General features: G+C 59.5%; 10 protein-coding genes and 3 pseudogenes. 2 read left to right on the top strand and 11 right to left on the bottom strand.

The genetic code is table 11. The features are described 5' to 3' along the window. Positions 1–629: 629 nt before the first annotated feature. From AC6I6H_RS18630 to AC6I6H_RS18590, 9 genes and pseudogenes are all read right to left on the bottom strand, one after another. Positions 630–1,607 carry an aldo/keto reductase gene (locus AC6I6H_RS18630; protein WP_497955504.1) on the bottom strand — a complete coding sequence of 326 codons (978 nt, stop codon included), beginning with the start codon at positions 1,605–1,607 and terminating at the stop codon, positions 630–632. A gap of 347 nt (positions 1,608–1,954) precedes the next feature. Continuing rightward, on the bottom strand, positions 1,955–3,958 hold the full coding sequence (locus AC6I6H_RS18625) for a GTP-binding protein (protein WP_497955503.1): 2,004 nt from the start codon (positions 3,956–3,958) through the stop codon (positions 1,955–1,957). Between the two features lie 123 nt (positions 3,959–4,081). Beyond that, positions 4,082–4,828 (bottom strand): ABC transporter permease, encoded by a 747-nt coding sequence (locus AC6I6H_RS18620; protein ID WP_497955502.1) that lies wholly within the window; start codon positions 4,826–4,828, stop codon positions 4,082–4,084. Continuing rightward, entirely contained in the window at positions 4,829–5,533 is a 705-nt protein-coding gene (locus AC6I6H_RS18615; protein ID WP_497955501.1) for an ABC transporter permease, read from the bottom strand. Beyond that, a complete protein-coding gene (locus tag AC6I6H_RS18610) occupies positions 5,530–6,444 on the bottom strand; it encodes an ABC transporter ATP-binding protein (RefSeq protein WP_497955500.1) in 915 nt (304 codons plus the stop codon). The genes AC6I6H_RS18615 and AC6I6H_RS18610 overlap by 4 nt, the downstream gene beginning before the upstream one ends. A gap of 1,642 nt (positions 6,445–8,086) precedes the next feature. Continuing rightward, complete coding sequence (locus AC6I6H_RS18605; protein WP_497955499.1) at positions 8,087–9,727, bottom strand: histidine kinase dimerization/phospho-acceptor domain-containing protein; 1,641 nt, start codon at positions 9,725–9,727, stop codon at positions 8,087–8,089. Beyond that, on the bottom strand, positions 9,724–10,398 hold the full coding sequence (locus AC6I6H_RS18600; protein ID WP_497955498.1) for a response regulator transcription factor: 675 nt from the start codon (positions 10,396–10,398) through the stop codon (positions 9,724–9,726). Before AC6I6H_RS18600 ends, AC6I6H_RS18605 begins: the two co-directional genes overlap by 4 nt. A 14-nt stretch (positions 10,399–10,412) precedes the next feature. Then, entirely contained in the window at positions 10,413–10,970 is a 558-nt protein-coding gene (locus AC6I6H_RS18595; RefSeq protein WP_497955505.1) for a DUF3900 domain-containing protein, read from the bottom strand. A 219-nt stretch (positions 10,971–11,189) separates the two neighbouring features. Next, a pseudogene (locus AC6I6H_RS18590) lies at positions 11,190–11,921 on the bottom strand (DUF3900 domain-containing protein); the annotation flags it as partial. A gap of 465 nt (positions 11,922–12,386) precedes the next feature. Here AC6I6H_RS18590 and AC6I6H_RS18585 point away from each other — a divergent pair. Continuing rightward, positions 12,387–12,788 (top strand): MarR family winged helix-turn-helix transcriptional regulator, encoded by a 402-nt coding sequence (locus tag AC6I6H_RS18585; RefSeq protein ID WP_497955497.1) that lies wholly within the window; start codon positions 12,387–12,389, stop codon positions 12,786–12,788. Between the two features lie 28 nt (positions 12,789–12,816). Further along, on the top strand, positions 12,817–14,244 hold the full coding sequence (locus AC6I6H_RS18580) for an MFS transporter (protein WP_497955496.1): 1,428 nt from the start codon (positions 12,817–12,819) through the stop codon (positions 14,242–14,244). 473 nt (positions 14,245–14,717) lie between these two features. Here AC6I6H_RS18580 and AC6I6H_RS18575 read toward each other — a convergent pair. Together AC6I6H_RS18575 and AC6I6H_RS18570 are read right to left on the bottom strand one after the other, a co-directional pair. Next, positions 14,718–15,076: pseudogene (locus AC6I6H_RS18575) on the bottom strand (transposase). Continuing rightward, positions 15,037–16,059: pseudogene (locus AC6I6H_RS18570) on the bottom strand (IS1182 family transposase); the annotation flags it as partial. The pseudogenes AC6I6H_RS18575 and AC6I6H_RS18570, both read right to left, overlap by 40 nt. Positions 16,060–16,204 lie beyond the last annotated feature (145 nt).

The raw sequence follows: 16,204 nt of genomic DNA, 5'->3' as shown, positions 1-16,204 counted from the left end.
ATCCTCTTACAGGCACCATGTAAGTTTTTTTGCAAGTCTACTGCGGTTTCGGTCCCTTTTTCCCGAAATAAGCTCCGTGGCAACCGTTAGCGAAAAAAAACGGCGATTTTGGCGTGAATAAGCTCTGTGGCAACCGTTAGAGCAAAACGGCGGTGTGCTAGAGCAAAACGGCGGCGCACTACTCCCGGATCTACTGGAGGGGACTGATCCTTGAGAGGTCGGGCTCACCAAGAAAATATATGCAGATAGATGCAGAATGCAGCGAGGAAGTGCACCGTGGATTTCGCCGGGAGCCGTCTTTTTTTCAAAGGCTGACTTTCGCCATTTCACGCTGGAACGAACATGGAAGCGGGAGCTAGCTTTTTACCTCTGCAAAAGTGAAGCGGGAGCTAGCTTTTTACCTCTGCAAAAGTTTTGGGGAGGCAGCCGAAAAAACGAAAAAACCCGCACCGGAAACCGGTGCGGGGGCAGCGCGAAATCCCGGCGTGAGGATTGGCGCAAAGGCGAGGCGAAGAGTCAAAGTAGCGTACCCACCGCGAAGAGAATCACAAGCAAGCAACCGCCGCGGCCTTACCGCATGAAGCTGCATGGTTCGCTATACGCGGGTACGCGGCCGCGCCCGGCGCGCTTTAGGGAAGCCGCGAGCCGCGGGCCGTGTTATACAGCGCGTACCATTCTTCCCGGCTCATGGCGTCGCCGATCCGGACGGCATCCGCGCTGGCCGCGATGCGTTCCGGCTTCGCCGTGCCGATGACCGGCTGAATAAGCGCCGGGTGGCGCATCAGCCAGCCGAGCACAACGGCTTCGGGCGTCGTGTCCTTCTCCGCCGCAAGCCGGCTGACCAGCTTGGCCGTTTCGCGTACCGCCTCGCTTTCGGAATCAGTGGAGCGGCCGCTGAACAACCCCTGCGCCAGCGGGCCCCAAGCTTGCACCTGAATGTTTTCCATCCGGCAATATTCCAGCGTCCCGTCGGAAAAGTTGGTGCCGAGGCCGGCTTTCTGGTTCACGTAAATGCCTTGGTCGAGCCAGTCCAGCTTGGCCAGGCTGAGCTCCAGCTGATTGGCGACAATCGGCTGCTGAACCGCGGAGCGAAGCAGCAGCATCTGCGGCGTGTTCATGTTGGAAACGCCGAAATGCCGCACCTTTCCGGTTTCCGCCAGCATGTTGAAGGCCTCGGCGATTTCCTCAGGCTCCATCAGAGCGTCCGGACGGTGCAGCAGCAAAATGTCCAGGTATTCGGTTCCGAGCCGTTTTAAAATGCCGTCCACGGAAGCCAGGATATGCGCTTTGGAGAAGTCGAAGCGCTGGGGACCGCTCTCATCCTCGAAGCGGATGCCGCATTTGGACTGGAGTACGATTTGCTCCCGCAGCCCCGGCCGCTTCGCAAGCGCTTCCCCGAAAACCTGCTCGGCCTTCCCCATCGTATAAATATCGGCATGATCGAACATGGTAATGCCGGCGGATAGCGCGGCATCAATCGCCTTTTCGGCCTGCAGCCGGTCTTCCTCGGTGACCGGATTCCGGTTCCAGCCGCCGCCGAGCCCCATGCAGCCCAGCGCCAGCCGGCTGGTTGTGATCTCCCTTTTGGCAAGGGGGATTGTTTTCATCTGTCATTCCTCCCGGGCCTTTCGTGTTGGATGGTACGGCTCCATTCTAGCAAATCCGAAAGGAGCGGTGCCAGCGGAGCGGCGACCAGGTACGCTCCCGGCTCTCGTCGGACGGCCTTCGCTGCGTGCTGCGGCACCCGCCGCGGAGTCAAACGGTTCGCACCGATCCCCCGCGCATAGGCACCAAGCGGCATCCGGCTCCCGGCCGCCCGGTTTCCGAATGCGTGCTCAGGCTCCGGCAGACAATGCCCAGGCGGCTCGCCTTCGATCTCATGGTAAAAGACCAGCAGCTTTCCCGCTCGCACCGGTCCGGTGCAGCAAGCAAGCTCTGGTCTCTTTCAAACCGCTCAGGAAAGCGCGTTTCGTACCGACAAAATATACTTGGCCTGGTCCAGCGGATTGACGCCCTGACGCGGCCGCTCCACCTGAACGTCAGGCGGGCACTCGCGGTAGCCCGCGTAAGCGGCGGACAAGATGCCCCGCCCTTTGGTCAGCGAGCCGAGTCGGGCCGGAAAATCCAGCGATGTCGCCACCGGCAGCAGCCCTTCAATGTCCATCCGTTCTCCCCGGATGGCGGGCGAGTCGAATTCGCCCCGCATGGCGATGAGCTCGTTCATGAGCTTCCCGGCGAATTCTTCGGGCACGGACAGGCGGAAGCGGAGCATCGGCTCCAGCAGCTTGACGCCGGTATGGACGAGTCCGTTCATAATCCCCATCGGAGTCGCCACCACAAAGTCCAGGGGGTGCGTATGCCAGACGTGATGCTCGCCTTCGACCAGCGTGACCTTGAGGTCGGTCACCTCCCAGCCGTACAGCCCTTGGCGAAGCGCCTCCGGAACCCGCCGTTCCACTTCATTCTGATAGCTTTCCAGAAGGCGCTCCGGCCGCTCCAGCGAGCGGTAAACCAACCCGCTGCCCCGTTCGCCGGGTTCGATTTGAAAACGCAGGATCGCCCAGCAGGGCTTTGGCATCGTATAGGCAACAAAGCCCTCTCCCGCCTTCGCCGGCGTCTCTTTGTAAATGACGGACGGCGTACCGAATGAAACGTCCAGGTTGTAGCGGCTTTTGAGCAGGCCGGTCAGCACCTCCATCTGAATCGGCCCCATCACCTTGAGGTGCAGCTCCCGCTGCTCCTGAAGCCATTGCAGGTCGAGCAGCGGGTCTTCGTCCGCCAGCTCCTGAAACGCCGCCAGAACCGCCGGATAATCGGCTTCCTTTGCCCAGTGCACCTGCACCGTCAGGAGCGGTACGGCCAGCCGCTGCGCGCCCGGCACCCGGCCGGGGTCGCCCAGCACATCGCCGATCCGGGCGCGGGCCAGCCCGTAGACGGCGGCGATATCGCCTGCTTCCAGAAGGCCGATGTCCTCGGAGCGCTGGCCCTCCACCCGGCGGATTTGCGTCACCTTTTCCCTCAGCCCGCGGGTATGGTTCGACACCGCCTCGCGGTTGCGCAGGGTGCCGTCGTAAAGCCGGACATAAGCGATCCGCCCCATGGCCGGGTCCTTGTCCAGCTTAAAGACGACGCCGGACAGCGGCGCCTCCGGGTCTCCATCCGGCGGCGGCAGAAGCTCGACGATGGCATCCATCAGGCCGTCCACGCCGAGCCCGCGCCCGGAAGCGCCGAACAGCACGGGCGTCAGCCTGCCGCGCCCGATAATCGGGAGGGCGGCGGCTGTCAGCTCCTCCGCCGAAACGCCGCCGTCCTCCAGGTAGCGCAGCATCAGCGCATCGTCCTGCTCGGCGGCCGCCTCCAGCAGCAGCGTGCGGAACGGCTCTGCGGCGGCGGACGCAGCGGCGGAACCTTCTTCGCCGACGCCCGCAAGCAGCCAGGACGCGCCCGAGAAACCGGCTTCCGCGCCTAGCGGAGCTTGAACCGGAACGGCGTCCGGCGTCAGGAGCCGGCGGATTTGATCCAGCACCGCTTGAGGGTCGGCCCCGATCCGGTCCATTTTATTGATATAAAATAACGTCGGCAGCTTTCGCTCGCGAAGGGCCTGCCAGATCACCTCGGTCTGGGCCTGCACCCCTTCCACGGCGGATACGATAAGAACCGCTCCATCCATGACGCGCAGCGAACGCTCCACCTCCGACAAAAAATCGACATGCCCCGGCGTATCGACTAGATTGACCGCCGTTCCTTTCCATTCAAAACGCGTGACCGCCGCCCGGACGGAAATGCCCCTTTCCCGCTCGACCTCCAGCCAATCGGTCTGGGCCGTCCCGGCGTCCACGCTGCCGAGAGAACGGATGCGTCCGCTTCCGTAAAGCATTTGTTCGGTCGTTGTTGTTTTCCCCGCGTCGACGTGGGCGAACATTCCCACGTTGCGCATGCTGCTCCGTTTGGCTTCCATGCCGCGCGCACCCTCCCGTTTTGATTCCCGGGTCCCGTTTCGCGCAAAAAAAGCCGCTGCGTCAAATCGGGACGTTCGTCCCCATTTTACCGCAAACGGCTTCGGGCGGCGAGAGCGCTTCCGTCAGACTTCTTTTCGCTGAAAATAAAAGTAACCGGCAAAGAACGCGGCGAGAAAACCGCCGAGGATGACGAACACCAGGGTTTCCAGCGAAACGCCAAGCCCCCAAAAGTTGCCGTACGACTCCGGCAGCATCGCCAGCACGGGCTGCGCCCAGGGATAATACGGGCCGAAATCCTCGGACTGCATGATCAGCACATTCGGCAGCGTGAAGATGACGTTAATGGCCAGCGGAGCGGCAAAGTTGGTCCACCCGACCGAAACGGCCATCTGCAAAGCGGCGATCGGCAGGCAGGCCAGAAGTCCGTCCGCCACCCGGGACAGCAGAAGTCCCCAGGGAATCCCGTCCAGCGGCAGATGCAGGGAGCCGGCGAATAGCAGACCGGCCAGAAACAAAAGCTGTGTGCCCGCAAGCAAAAGCACCACGAGCAAAAATTTGACGCCATACACCGAGCCGCGCGAGACGGGCAGCGACAAAAATTGCTTCCAGCCTCCGCCGGCATGCTCATAGCGGCAGACGAAGGCGGCCAGTACGCCGGCGAGCAGCGGCAGGAACAGCATGCCGTGCACCATTGCCATGCTGTTCAGCAGGAGCTTCCACCGGTCAGGCGCAGCCAAATCGCCGGAGCCGGAGCCGTCCACGAGCCCAACCAGCGTGGCCAAAGCCGGGCTGATCGGCAGGATCAGCCAGATGACCGATTTGCGCAGCTTGATCCATTCCGCCCCAAACACCTTACCCAAGCGGCCCATTCAGTCCACGTCCTTTCGTTTAAAATGCGCAGCGCCAATCAGGAACAGCACCAGACCAAGCCCGACGCCCCATGCCACCGACTCATCGGGATTGATCAAAAGAGGCAGCCGCCAGATGAGCCAATTGGGCAAATTCAGCGCATACAACGACAGCACGGTGCCGAAAATGCCCAGCGTAATCGGCAGCGCCTGATTTTTCATGACGATCGAAAGCCAGTTTTGCAGCGCCAGCACCGCCGTCCCGGCCAGAAACGGATAAAAAGCCATGACCAGCAGGTCATCAATCGGCAAATCCGCCAAGGGAAAACCCAGGAGAAGACCGAGGCCCGCCCCTGCGAGCATTAGCAGCAAGCAGGAGCAAACAAGCAGCGACCAGTTGACCAGAAACTTGGACGCAAAGATCTGAAACCGGCTCACCGGCAGCACCATCCACTGCTTCCAGGCGTTGGTCCGGTGTTCCAGACCGGCGGACAGCGAAGCGATGAGAGGCATCCCGAGAAGAAGCGCCAAGGCGGCCAGTCCGGCCATTCCGCCCAGCAGCTCCCCCCACGGGTCGGCGGCGGTTTCTTTCATCAGATAATCGTAGCGCAGCCCGTAATTGGCGGCCTGCAGGCCGAATACGCCAAGCGGGCCGAGTACCGCCAGCACCAGAACAAAAGAGCGGCGAAGCTTGAGGAAGTCCGCCGAAAGCACGCGGCGGATCATAAGCTGTCGCCTCCTCCCACGTAGTCAAGGAAGATGTCCTCCAGGGACTTTCGGATTTCCTCCACCCGGTAGACGGATTGCCCGCTTGCGCACAAGCCGGTGACGATTTCGGCGATTTTTTGCTCCGGGGGCTGCTCGATGTACAAGCCGTCTTCCTCGCGGACGGCGATATAGCCGGAGGCCGCCACGGTGCGGATGGCCTGCATCGGGTCGCTGACTACCAGCCGGATGCGGCTGGAGGACTGGCGGCGGAGCACCTCGATGGAATCCTCGAACATCAGCACCCCTTGGCGGATGATGCCCACGCGGGTCGCCATCTGGTCGATTTCGCTGAGCAGATGGCTGGAGACCAGCACGGTCATGCCCTGCTCCGCCGGCATGCGTTTGATCAGCTCGCGAATTTCATGGATACCCGCGGGGTCCAGTCCGTTGGTCGGCTCATCCAGGATGAGGATTTCCGGCCGGCCCAGCATAGCGGCTGCGATGCCGAGCCGCTGCTTCATGCCGAGCGAGAAGCCTTTGACCGGCCGCTTCGCGTCCTTGGTCAGCCGCACGGCATCCAGCACTTCGTGAATGCGGGCCTTGGGCGCATCGAGGACGCGGCGGAGGATCTCCAGGTTTTCGATCGCGGTCAAGTGGCCGTAATAGGACGGCGACTCGACCAGCGAGCCGACTTTTCCGAGGATGGCCAGCTTTTCCCGGCGCAGGTCCTTTCCGAATATTGTCACGCCGCCGCTCGTCGGGCGAATCAGTCCGAGCAGCATGCGGATCGTCGTCGTTTTGCCCGCCCCGTTGGGGCCGAGAAAGCCGTAAATGTCTCCTTTGCGGATACGCAGGTTCACCCGGTTGACGGCGTTGCGTTTGCCGTAGGTTTTGGTCAGTCCCTTGGTTTCAATCATGAGTTCGTTCATCGTTTTCTTCACCTCGGGCTTAATCATAAAGGCGCAAGGTTAAGGCCGGGCACCGGTCAAGTTTAAATTTTGTTTAAAACGGCGACCGCCTTTCAAAAGCTTCCTGACAAAAAACGAACACCCGAACACGGTCTCTTGACTGCTCCAAAAAGCGAATACTTGCCTCCTGCCCGCTCCAAGAACGAACACTCCCCCTTGTCCGCCCCACAAAGCCAATATCCCCCCTTGTCCGCTCCAAAAACGAACACTGCCCTTTGACCGCACTAAGAAGCGAATACTGCCTCCTGATCCGCAGCGCCATCGCTTCGAAACCCATCCTCGGCCACTCTAACGGTTGCCAGAGAGCTTATTTGCCCCAAAAAGAGGAGTTGCCAATTGTAACGGTTGCCACAGAGGCTATTTACGACTTTTTGCTTATAGGAACCCTTTTTTTCGCAAATAAGCGCTGTGGCAACCGTTAAAATAAATTAAGGCCGTTTTTAGGGCGAATAGCCGCTGTGGCAACCGTTAGCCTTCATTGCCCTGACTTTCCCTGGTTTCCATGACTTGCCCTGACTTGCCCTGGTTTGCCATGACTTGCCCTGACGCGAATGCCCCAGAAATGAAGCTTGAAGCTCCCTTTACTTGGGGGAGAGATTAGCGAAGATTGAAGCGAAATATCATGTCCAGCGCATTTGATCAAACATTGGCTTTCGGCCGGCACGCCGGGAAAACAAAAAATGGACCCGAAGGTCCGTCAGATTGTCGAGAAACCCGGCTCATTTTAGTGCCCATGGGTTTCTTTTGTGTTGTCACTGTTATAAAGGGGAAAAACGAGGTATTCCGTTTATCTCAGCGATCCTGGTAGGTCGCCATCTCTTTATGTTCTTGAAGGCTACCGTCTTCAACGCCCCTGTTTACTCGCTCACCCTCCCTTTTGTCTCTGTTTTCTTGGCCAAAGATTGCAACTGGCGGGACACAAGCCAACGATGACCAGGGAAAAAGGGTAAATAGGTGCACAGCGACACTTATTTCCGATGATTTCTCGCTCCAATCACGAAATAATTCCATACACGCACTTATTTCCGGCTAAACAAGCGTTATTCGGAGGAAACAGAAGAAACAGTTGCTTTTCTGCACTTATTTGGTCGAAAATAGCTAAAAATGATGTAAATAGTTGCTTTTTCGCACTTACTGTCCCAGCCTGCCAGCGTGAAACCGTCGGGTTATTGAGAATTTTCACATCCGCCGCCCTTTTGCCGATAGACGCCCACCACCTTGTCGTTCTTCCAAACTTCGATGTCGGAAGGGGCTGGTCTCCGAATCCACCGGTAAGCCAATTTGGTTTGGATTTCCCACTCCGCTCCAATTGACGTTTGGAACGAATGCCGTGGAGACAGTCACGAAAAATGGTTGTTCGATAGCATCAACATTAAGGTGGTACCCGCCGAATAAGATTAATTCGCACAAAAAAGGTTATCGAGACTTTCCCAACAGCCTGACGGACCCGAAGGTCCGTTTATCTACGCGTAAAAATCGTAGTCTGTAACGGATAATCCAGCGATTGAATGGACTGCCTTATGGATACCCGTATCCCGTGCCGGCAGCCGGCCGAAGCCGTCTTACCGCCTCCGCCTAATCCGGCTGGGTGAACGTAGTTGTCTTACAGCGCCCACTTACGACCGGGCGGCTCATACAACCGGATGCGCAGACCCGGTGATAGCCGGTCCGTCTCTCGGCGCAGTCCCAGTTCGCGCACCATCAGTGCGACGATGGCGAGTCCGATGCCCGCGCCCTTCTGGTCGGACGCGGCGTCCACGCCCGGCCCCCGGTCCTCGATGACGACGCGCCATTCGCCCCCCGCCGAAACGGACGGCTGCTTGACGGTGTCCGGACCATCCTCCTCCAGGGCGTTCGTCCAATGCTCCGCTTTTTCCACACTCGGCGCTAAGACCCCCGGCTCCGCCCCGCGCCATGTCGCTTCGTCCGGGCTTCCAGCCGCCGGACTCCCCGCCGCCCCGGGCGCAGCTCCGCCAGCCGCCCCTCCGCGCCATGCCGCTTCGTCCGGGCTTCCAGCCGCCGGACTCCCCGCCCCGGCGCCTGCTCCGGCTTCCGCCGCTTCTCCTGCCGGCTCCAGCGCGATCCGCACGTAGCGGCCCGATTTGGCATGCCGCAGCACGTTCTGGAGCAGGTTGTCGACCACCCGCCCCAGCCAGCGGGAGTCGGTCCGCCAAAGGACCGGCGTCTCCGGCAGATCGATGTCGATTTCGAAGCCTTCCGCCTCGAACAGCGGGTACCAGCTCGCCGCCGTTGTCCGCAGGAGCCGCGCTACATCGGTTTCCGCCGTTTCCTTCGGGTATTTGCCCGCCGCGAGCAGCGTATAGGAGAGCAGGTTGTCGATCAGCCGGTTGAGGTCGTCCGCTTTGGTTTCGATCAGCGCAAGCGACTCCTTGCCCTTGGGGGACAGCGATTCGCTCCCCATCGAATACGCGTGGCTGCGGATGATCGTCAGCGGCGTCCGCAGGTCGTGCGACAGGTTTGCAATCAGCCGCTTGCGCAGCTCCTCCTCCGCCTTTTCCCGGCTGCGTCCTTCCTCCAGTTCGCCGATCATCCGGTTGAACGCCAGCTCCAGGCGCCCGATCTCGTCCTCCACCCGCACGTCCACTCGTTCCGGGATCGTCCGGCCGTCCGGCACCGCCATCGCTTTTTCCAGCCGGACCAGCCGCTTGCGGATGCGCAGAAAAAACCAGCCCGAGCCGGCCAGCGTTACAAGCATGACAACCCCGATGACGACGATCAGGTACTCATCTCCCGTGCTTTCGCTGCCGCGAATGGCCGAAATCGGAATCTGGAGCACCATAAAGCCGTTCTCCGGCTTTTGCCCGATGAACGCCACCACGGTATAGGGATCGGCGCCGTAGCTGTCCTTCATGAACTGTACCGTTCGAACCGCGCTCCACTGCTCCGGCAGCCCGGGCTGCCGGGGGAGCTGAAGCCGTGTCGCTCCAGCGCCGTCCACCCAAAAAACGCTGGCCTTCGGAAATTTACCGCGGAAAGCCGTGACCGCCCGGTCCACCTCTGCGTCCGCCGTCCCGTCCAGCCGTCCCGCTTCCGCATGCCACAGCTTTTGCAGCTCTTGACGGTCGGCATAGGGATTCGGATCGGTTTGCGTGACAATCCGCAGCGTCTCCGGCAAATAAAAGAAAGCGATCGAAACCGGGATCATCAAGGGCCACGCCAGCATGGCGGCCAGCACCACCAGCAAATATTTGACCATCAGGGAGCGGCGCCACTTCATTTTCATGCCCGCACCCGGTAGCCGATGCCCCGCACCGTCTCGATGATTTGCGGATTGCCGGGGTCCAGCTCCAGCTTTTCGCGCAGGTACCGGATGTGCACCATCAGCGTCTTGTCGCCTTCAAGGTACGGTTCCCGCCAGACGGCCTCGTAAATTTGCTCCTTGGTCAGCACCTGATTGGCGTGGCGAAGGAAATACTGAAAAATGTGATGCTGCTTGCCGGTCAGCAAAATTTCCTCCCCATTCCGGCTGTCCACAATGCGGTTTTCTTCCGGGTAGACGGTCAGGTGGCCGAGCGCCAGCGATTGAGGCGCCGAAGAGCCGCTGCGGCGGAGCAGCACCTCGATGCGGGCGGACAGCTCGTCCGGATGAAACGGCTTGGTCAAATAATCGTCGGCAAACTCCAGGCCCTGCAGCTTGTCCTCGATGGAAGCGCGGGCGGACAGCATCAGGACGGGCAGGTCGGGGCGGGCCCGCTTGAGCCGCTGCCCGACCGTATAGCCGTCCAGACCCGGCAGCATCACGTCCAGCACCGCGAGGGAAGCCGTCTCCGCATACGCCTGCGCCTCTTCCCCCGATGTGAGCCAGACCACCTCGTAGCCCCGCTCCGTCAAGTGGTCGCGGACCCAGCGTCCGATTTCCTGCTCGTCCTCCACATACAAAATCTGCCTAGCCATCGCCTATGCTCCTCTCACCAGGGAACGCCGTCCCCGTCGTCATCCGGCCGTTCGGCGGCGTTCGCCTTCATGCGGGCCACCACATCGTCCAGCTCCTCCGGCCGCAGCAGCTCGACGGGCGAACGCCCCTTCTCGAACTGAAAGGCATCCCCCTCGATCAGCACGACATATTTGCCGTTCATCCGCGCGATATGAACGCTCCGGCCGTACTCCTCCATTTTGGCCCGGATCGCAACGCCGTCCAGCTTGAAGCGCATTTCCCATTCGGGCTGCAGCTCGGTGATCTGCGATGCCGCCTCCACCACCTGCTCGTGTGTCCAGCGCTCCTGCAGGCCACGTTTGTCGCCAGCGGCCCAAAGCTCCAGCCGGTGCTCCTCGCGCCGAAGCTCCTCCTGCCGATGCGTAAGGCGCGGAGCGGAGCTGCCGGCGGCCGGAGCGCCGGAGACGGCTTCGTAGCCGCGGGTGTCATAGCGGCCGTCCGCGCCGACAGCCAAATCCGCTTCTCCGGGAGCGCCTGCGTACCCGGAAACGCGGCCGTCGTCCCCATACGCTGCTCCCGCACCTTCCGACATCCCCGACCGGTCATACGGCTCATGCCCTTCGCCATGACCCGCCTCGGGGTACTCCTCTTCTCCAGCCGGGCCCGGATAGCCGGCGGCCGCAGCTCCTTCCGCGCCTGCGTAACCGCCGCCGGCCGACGCTTCGTCATCCCAAGGCGGAGCGTCCGCGCCCAAATCCCCTCCGGCGCTGCTACTGCCGGCTCCATTCATCCGCGGCCAGCCGGCCGGGCCCTCTTCGCCGGAGCCCTCCTGCCACTGCGTTTCCATATACTGCTGCACCATGTTCAGCATTTGCTCCTCGACCAGCTCGGGCCGGGACTTTTCATAGGTGACATACTTTAAAAAATCCTCGAAATAACGGGCATGCGACGCCTGGTGGATCTTCAGCTCGCCTTCCTCCAGCATGCCTTCCTCGGGCATGTTCGGATATTGCACCGACTTGATGTTCCGCGCGCTGATCGCCATCTCCACCTGGGACACCAGGCTCTTTTCGTCGGAAATGCGGGCGATTTTCGGCTCGAAGTCGCATTTCAGCACAAACACGAACGGCTCGTCGAAATAGCGGTCCAGCCGGGCCGCGGCCACAATCAGCGCGCCGCCGCGCACAGAGCTCGTATCCAGATAGCTCCGGACCAGATCGTCGCTGGCGTTTTTGAACGCCTCCGACCCTTCCGCCGTGCGAAGTCTTTGAAACAGATTATAATTCGGGTTCGCCGTCAGCTCGTGACCCGGCTCAACCATAAACCGGCCGATTTTGGTCGGCGGGTTTTCGGTCGCCGGATTTACCTCCGCCCTGCGCTTGACGATGCGGGCGAATTCCCCGTCCAGAAACGATTTGATTTCGCTTTCCAGGTAAGCCTCGCGGTCCAGCGTCCGGTAATGGCGGTACGCCTTAGTCGCGTCCTGCTTGGCTTCCTCCGGTTGAATCACAAAAAACGAGAGATGCAGTACGGTAAAATCCATCGGTCCGTCTCCTTGCGTAAATGGCTTGCTGTGCTCCTTCTAACTTTACCGGGGCGCTTCCGGGCTGTCAAAAGCTCTTTTCCGCAGCGGGCATTTGTGAGATGAACCACCGTTCTGGTTAACGGGCCCGGGCCCTGCGGCGAATTACCATTTGAAAGAACACGGTTGCCGAAAAAGACGCGGAGGCGATTTGGAACTGCAGGAGCGGCAGCGTTCGGCTTTGGTTTCGGATTTCCTCCACGATTAACGGCTTATTCATGAAATCCGAAACCAACAGCGGCCGGAAGTCCCAACTCGCTGCAGGGCCGGTACCAGGCAACAGTTGGCCTTTGAAAAATCGTTGCGCTTGCAACCATTTGCCCGCTATAATAGCAAATGTACCTACAGGAAAGGAAGTGCCTTCCCATCGCAGAGCCCTTTGAATCGGCCGGCAAATGGATTTCCGTTGTCGACCGGCATACGCAAATGTACATTTCCCGCCGTCTGCGCCCGTTTGGCGTCGGACCGGGGCAGCTGCCTTTTTTGATGCATCTGTTCCGCCAAGACGGCGTTTCCCAGGATTATCTCGCCAAGGAGCTTGTCGTCGACAAGGCGACGGTAACCCGCGCCATGCAGGCGCTGGAGGAGAACGGCCTGGTCGTCCGCAAAGCATGCGAAACCGACCGCCGGAAAAACCTCGTCTACCTGCTTCCCAAAGCTCATGAAGTGCGCCCGGGCATCCAGGAAGCCATGATGGCCTGGGCCGGCGTGCTGACCAACGGAATGACGCAAGAGGAGACGGCTCTGCTTATCGGACTGCTGAAGCGGGCCGCCGATAATGCGTTCGACGACCTGAAAAACCAGCCGGAGGCTCCCTCCGCGGAATAAACAGAAAGAGAAAGAAGGTTGCATTCGGATGGAACCCAACCAAACAGCGGGCCGGGCGGCGGCCGGCAAACCCGATCAGGCGGAAAAGCTGCTGCGTCTCATGCTGGTCACGCTGATCATCTCGGTTATGAACGGGACGGTGTTCAATCTCGTTCTTCCCGAAATCGCAAAGGAGTTTACGCTTTCCTCCTCCCAGGTCAGCTGGGTCATCACTGCCTACATGCTGGTTTACGCCATCGGCTCGGCCGCGTACGGCAAGCTGGCGGACAAGTACAAGCTGAAAAACCTGATCACCTTCGGGCTGATCCTGTTTGCCTTCGGCGCGATTCTCGGCCTTGCGGCAAATGCGTTCTGGATGATTATCCTCGGCCGGGTGCTTCAAGCGGTCGGCGCGTCGGTCATCCCGGCCACCGCCATGATCATACCGGTCCGCTATTTCCCGCCGGAAAAGCGCGGCCGCGCGCTCGGCTCAAACGCCATCGGCATTTCGCTCGGCGGCGTCATCGGCCCGATTCTTTCGGCTTTGGTCGTGGGGGCGGCCAACTGGCGGTTTTTGTTCCTCATTTCCCTTTTGCCGCTGCTTCTGCTGCCTTTTTTCCGCAAGTACCTGGACGATGAAAAAGGAGCCGAAACCAAAACCGACATCCCCGGCGGCGTGCTGCTTGCCGGATCGGTCGCTCTTTTTCTCTTGGCCATCACGAACTCGATGCCTTGGCTGTTCGCCGCCGGCGCTGTCTTCGCCGCTCTGTTCGTGGTATGGATCCGGCGCGTCCGGGAGCCTTTCGTGCAGGCGGAGCTGTTCCGCAACAAGCAGTATTCGATCGGCCTGATCGTCGCTTTTCTGATTAACGGCATGTCGTTCTCGCTGCCCTATCTGACGCCGCAGCTGCTCTCCCATGTCAACCAGATGGAAGCGGCCATGGTCGGGTTTGTGATGGTGCCCGCCGCCCTCTGTTCCGCCCTGTTTGGCAAAAAAGGCGGAGCGCTCGCCGACGAGCGGGGCAACCTGTTCCTGCTGTACACGGCGTCCACGCTGCAATTTATCTGCTACCTGCTGCTTTCGACCGTCTCGGGCCGCTCGCCCGTGCTGATCGCGGCCGTTCTTATCATTGGCTACCTGGGGCAGACGCTCACATCCCTGGCGATTTCAAACGCCGTCTCCCAAACGCTTTCGCGGGAGAACACCGGCGTCGGCATGGGTCTGCTGTCGCTCGGCAACTTTATGGCAACCGCAACCGCCACCGCGATTCTCAGCAAAACCCTGGACAGCGGAGCCGGCTTCTCCTTGAACCCGTTCTCCCCGACCGAAGGGGCTTACGTTTACAGCAACATATACCTGATCCTCGCCGTGGCGCTGGCCGCCGTCGTGCTGGCGTACACCTTGCTCCTACGCCCCGCAACCGGGAAAAGAGTGCCCGAGGTCGCTCAAGTGTCTAAAGCGAGAGATTCGATGTAAAAAGCGCCTTGTTACGGTTCTCCAGCTTCTTCTCAGTTCGCCGATCAATTTCAAAACGACCCGACCTTCAAGAAGGTCCGGTCGTTTTTATTTGTCTAAAAAGTCATCGGTGGTGCACCGGCTTCACTGGGCGAAGCTCCTAACGGTTGCCACAGCGCTTATTCAAGGCAAAAACGCCCTGTTTTTGCGCTAACGGTTGCCACAGCGCCTATTTCGAGAAAATCACCTGAAACAACACAAAAAACCGAAAATAAGCGCTATGACAACCGTTACAATTTCTAACCCTTCTTTTTAGGGCAAATAGCCGCTGTGGCAACCGTTAGCTTCGTTCCCCATTCCAAAAGAGGGTGTCCCAAAAGCAGGTTTCTGGAACAGACCACAAAGCATAAAAGAGAATATGACGTAAAAACGAAGGAGCTAAGCGATCTGTTTTCGCTTAGCTCCTTCGTTCTTGGCATCAGCCGCCGCCTTCTTCAGCAAATTGTGGGCAAGCGAAAGCCCCCGACCTCAAGGCTGACCTTCGGCAAGCCTCGAAGCAGGAATCGTTTAAAGCCTCGGTTGTTCTTCAGATCGCCAAATACCGGTTCCGGTTCAATCATTCGTCTCCTGGCCAAGGCAAACCCCTCCTCGCTGCGGAGCCGTTGGCGAGCTTGTTCCTTTAACCGCCAATACGTCATGCTGACTCTAATTTCACGGTTACCTTCGTACACTTTGCCTTCAGCGGACAGTCTTCGCAATCGGCACTTCGATAATGGCGGTATTCAAGTTCGTAGCCGCTTTCTGTCTTTTCCTTGTTGACGCGGCGGAAGTGGAGCGTCTGTCCTCGGCACAGGTCCAGGTATCGGCCTGCTTGTTATACGTCCAGTTCTCGATCTTTCCGACTTCTCGTTTCCAGGCTTTGCTCTTCTCCCGGTGATAGGTACTGTACTTGACGATGGCGTCGATGCCATGCCGATCCAGGTACGCGTAATTTTCTTCACCGCCATATCCTGCATCCGCGATCACCGTGCCGGGCAACTTAGTGAGTTGGCGTTTGAGCTTCTCCAGATGCGGGATGAGGCAACGCGTATCGGTCGGCCGCTGGTGCACGCTGTAGCCGAGGATGAACTGGTTCTCGGTACCGATCTGCACATTGTACCCTAGCTTGAGCTGGTCGTTTCGCATGTGGTCTTCTTTCATCCGCATGAATGTCGCGTCGGGATCGGTTTTGCTGTAGCTGTTTCGCCGACCGAGAATGGCTTCGTGCGTCTCGTATTTCTGGAGGCGAGGAAGCCAGTCCTTACGGATCGTGCGCACCGCCCTCTTGAGTGGCTTGTCCTTTGGTTTCTCCTGCAGACGCTCCTCCAGCTGCCGGACCGCTTGCTCCAGCTTTTCTCCCGTAATGGCACACGACTCTCCCAACTCCGGCAGGTCTCGGCCCACATGGGTTCCGTCTTCTTGCTTTTCGGCTTCGTCAATGGCAGCAAACAACGCCTGCACCTTCTCCTGGAGCTTGGCCTTGTGCTTGACGACGGCCTTTCCCCATACGAACGTGTACCGGTTGGCATTGGCTTCGATCTTGGTACCGTCGACAAAGTAGTGATCCAGCTGGACGTATCCTTCCTCGGCCAGAAATTGAAGAACGGCCGTAAACATTGTCTCCAGCACCGTTTTCATCCGCTCCGAGCGAAACCGGTTGATGGTACGGAAATCCGGTCGCTGTCTGCCCGCGATCCACATGAACAGGATGTTTTCGCGAACCGCTTTCGCGATCTGGCGCGAGAAGTAGATGCGTTGTGTGTGGGCGTAAAGGATGACTTTGGTGAGTTGATCTATTGTATATTGAATGTAAAGAAACCTTCCTTATTTTATTGGTTGCTCGAAACTTCCATTTTATCAAAGAAGGATTTCTTTTTGTTTGACAAAAAGCAAAAGAGGGTCGCCCCTCCGTCATCTATGCTGACTTTTGGGGCACCCTCTT

Source organism: Gorillibacterium sp. sgz306347 (genome assembly GCF_059735245.1).
Note: the sequence above shows the minus strand (reverse complement) of the source record. Positions and strands in the feature narration are given on the sequence as shown.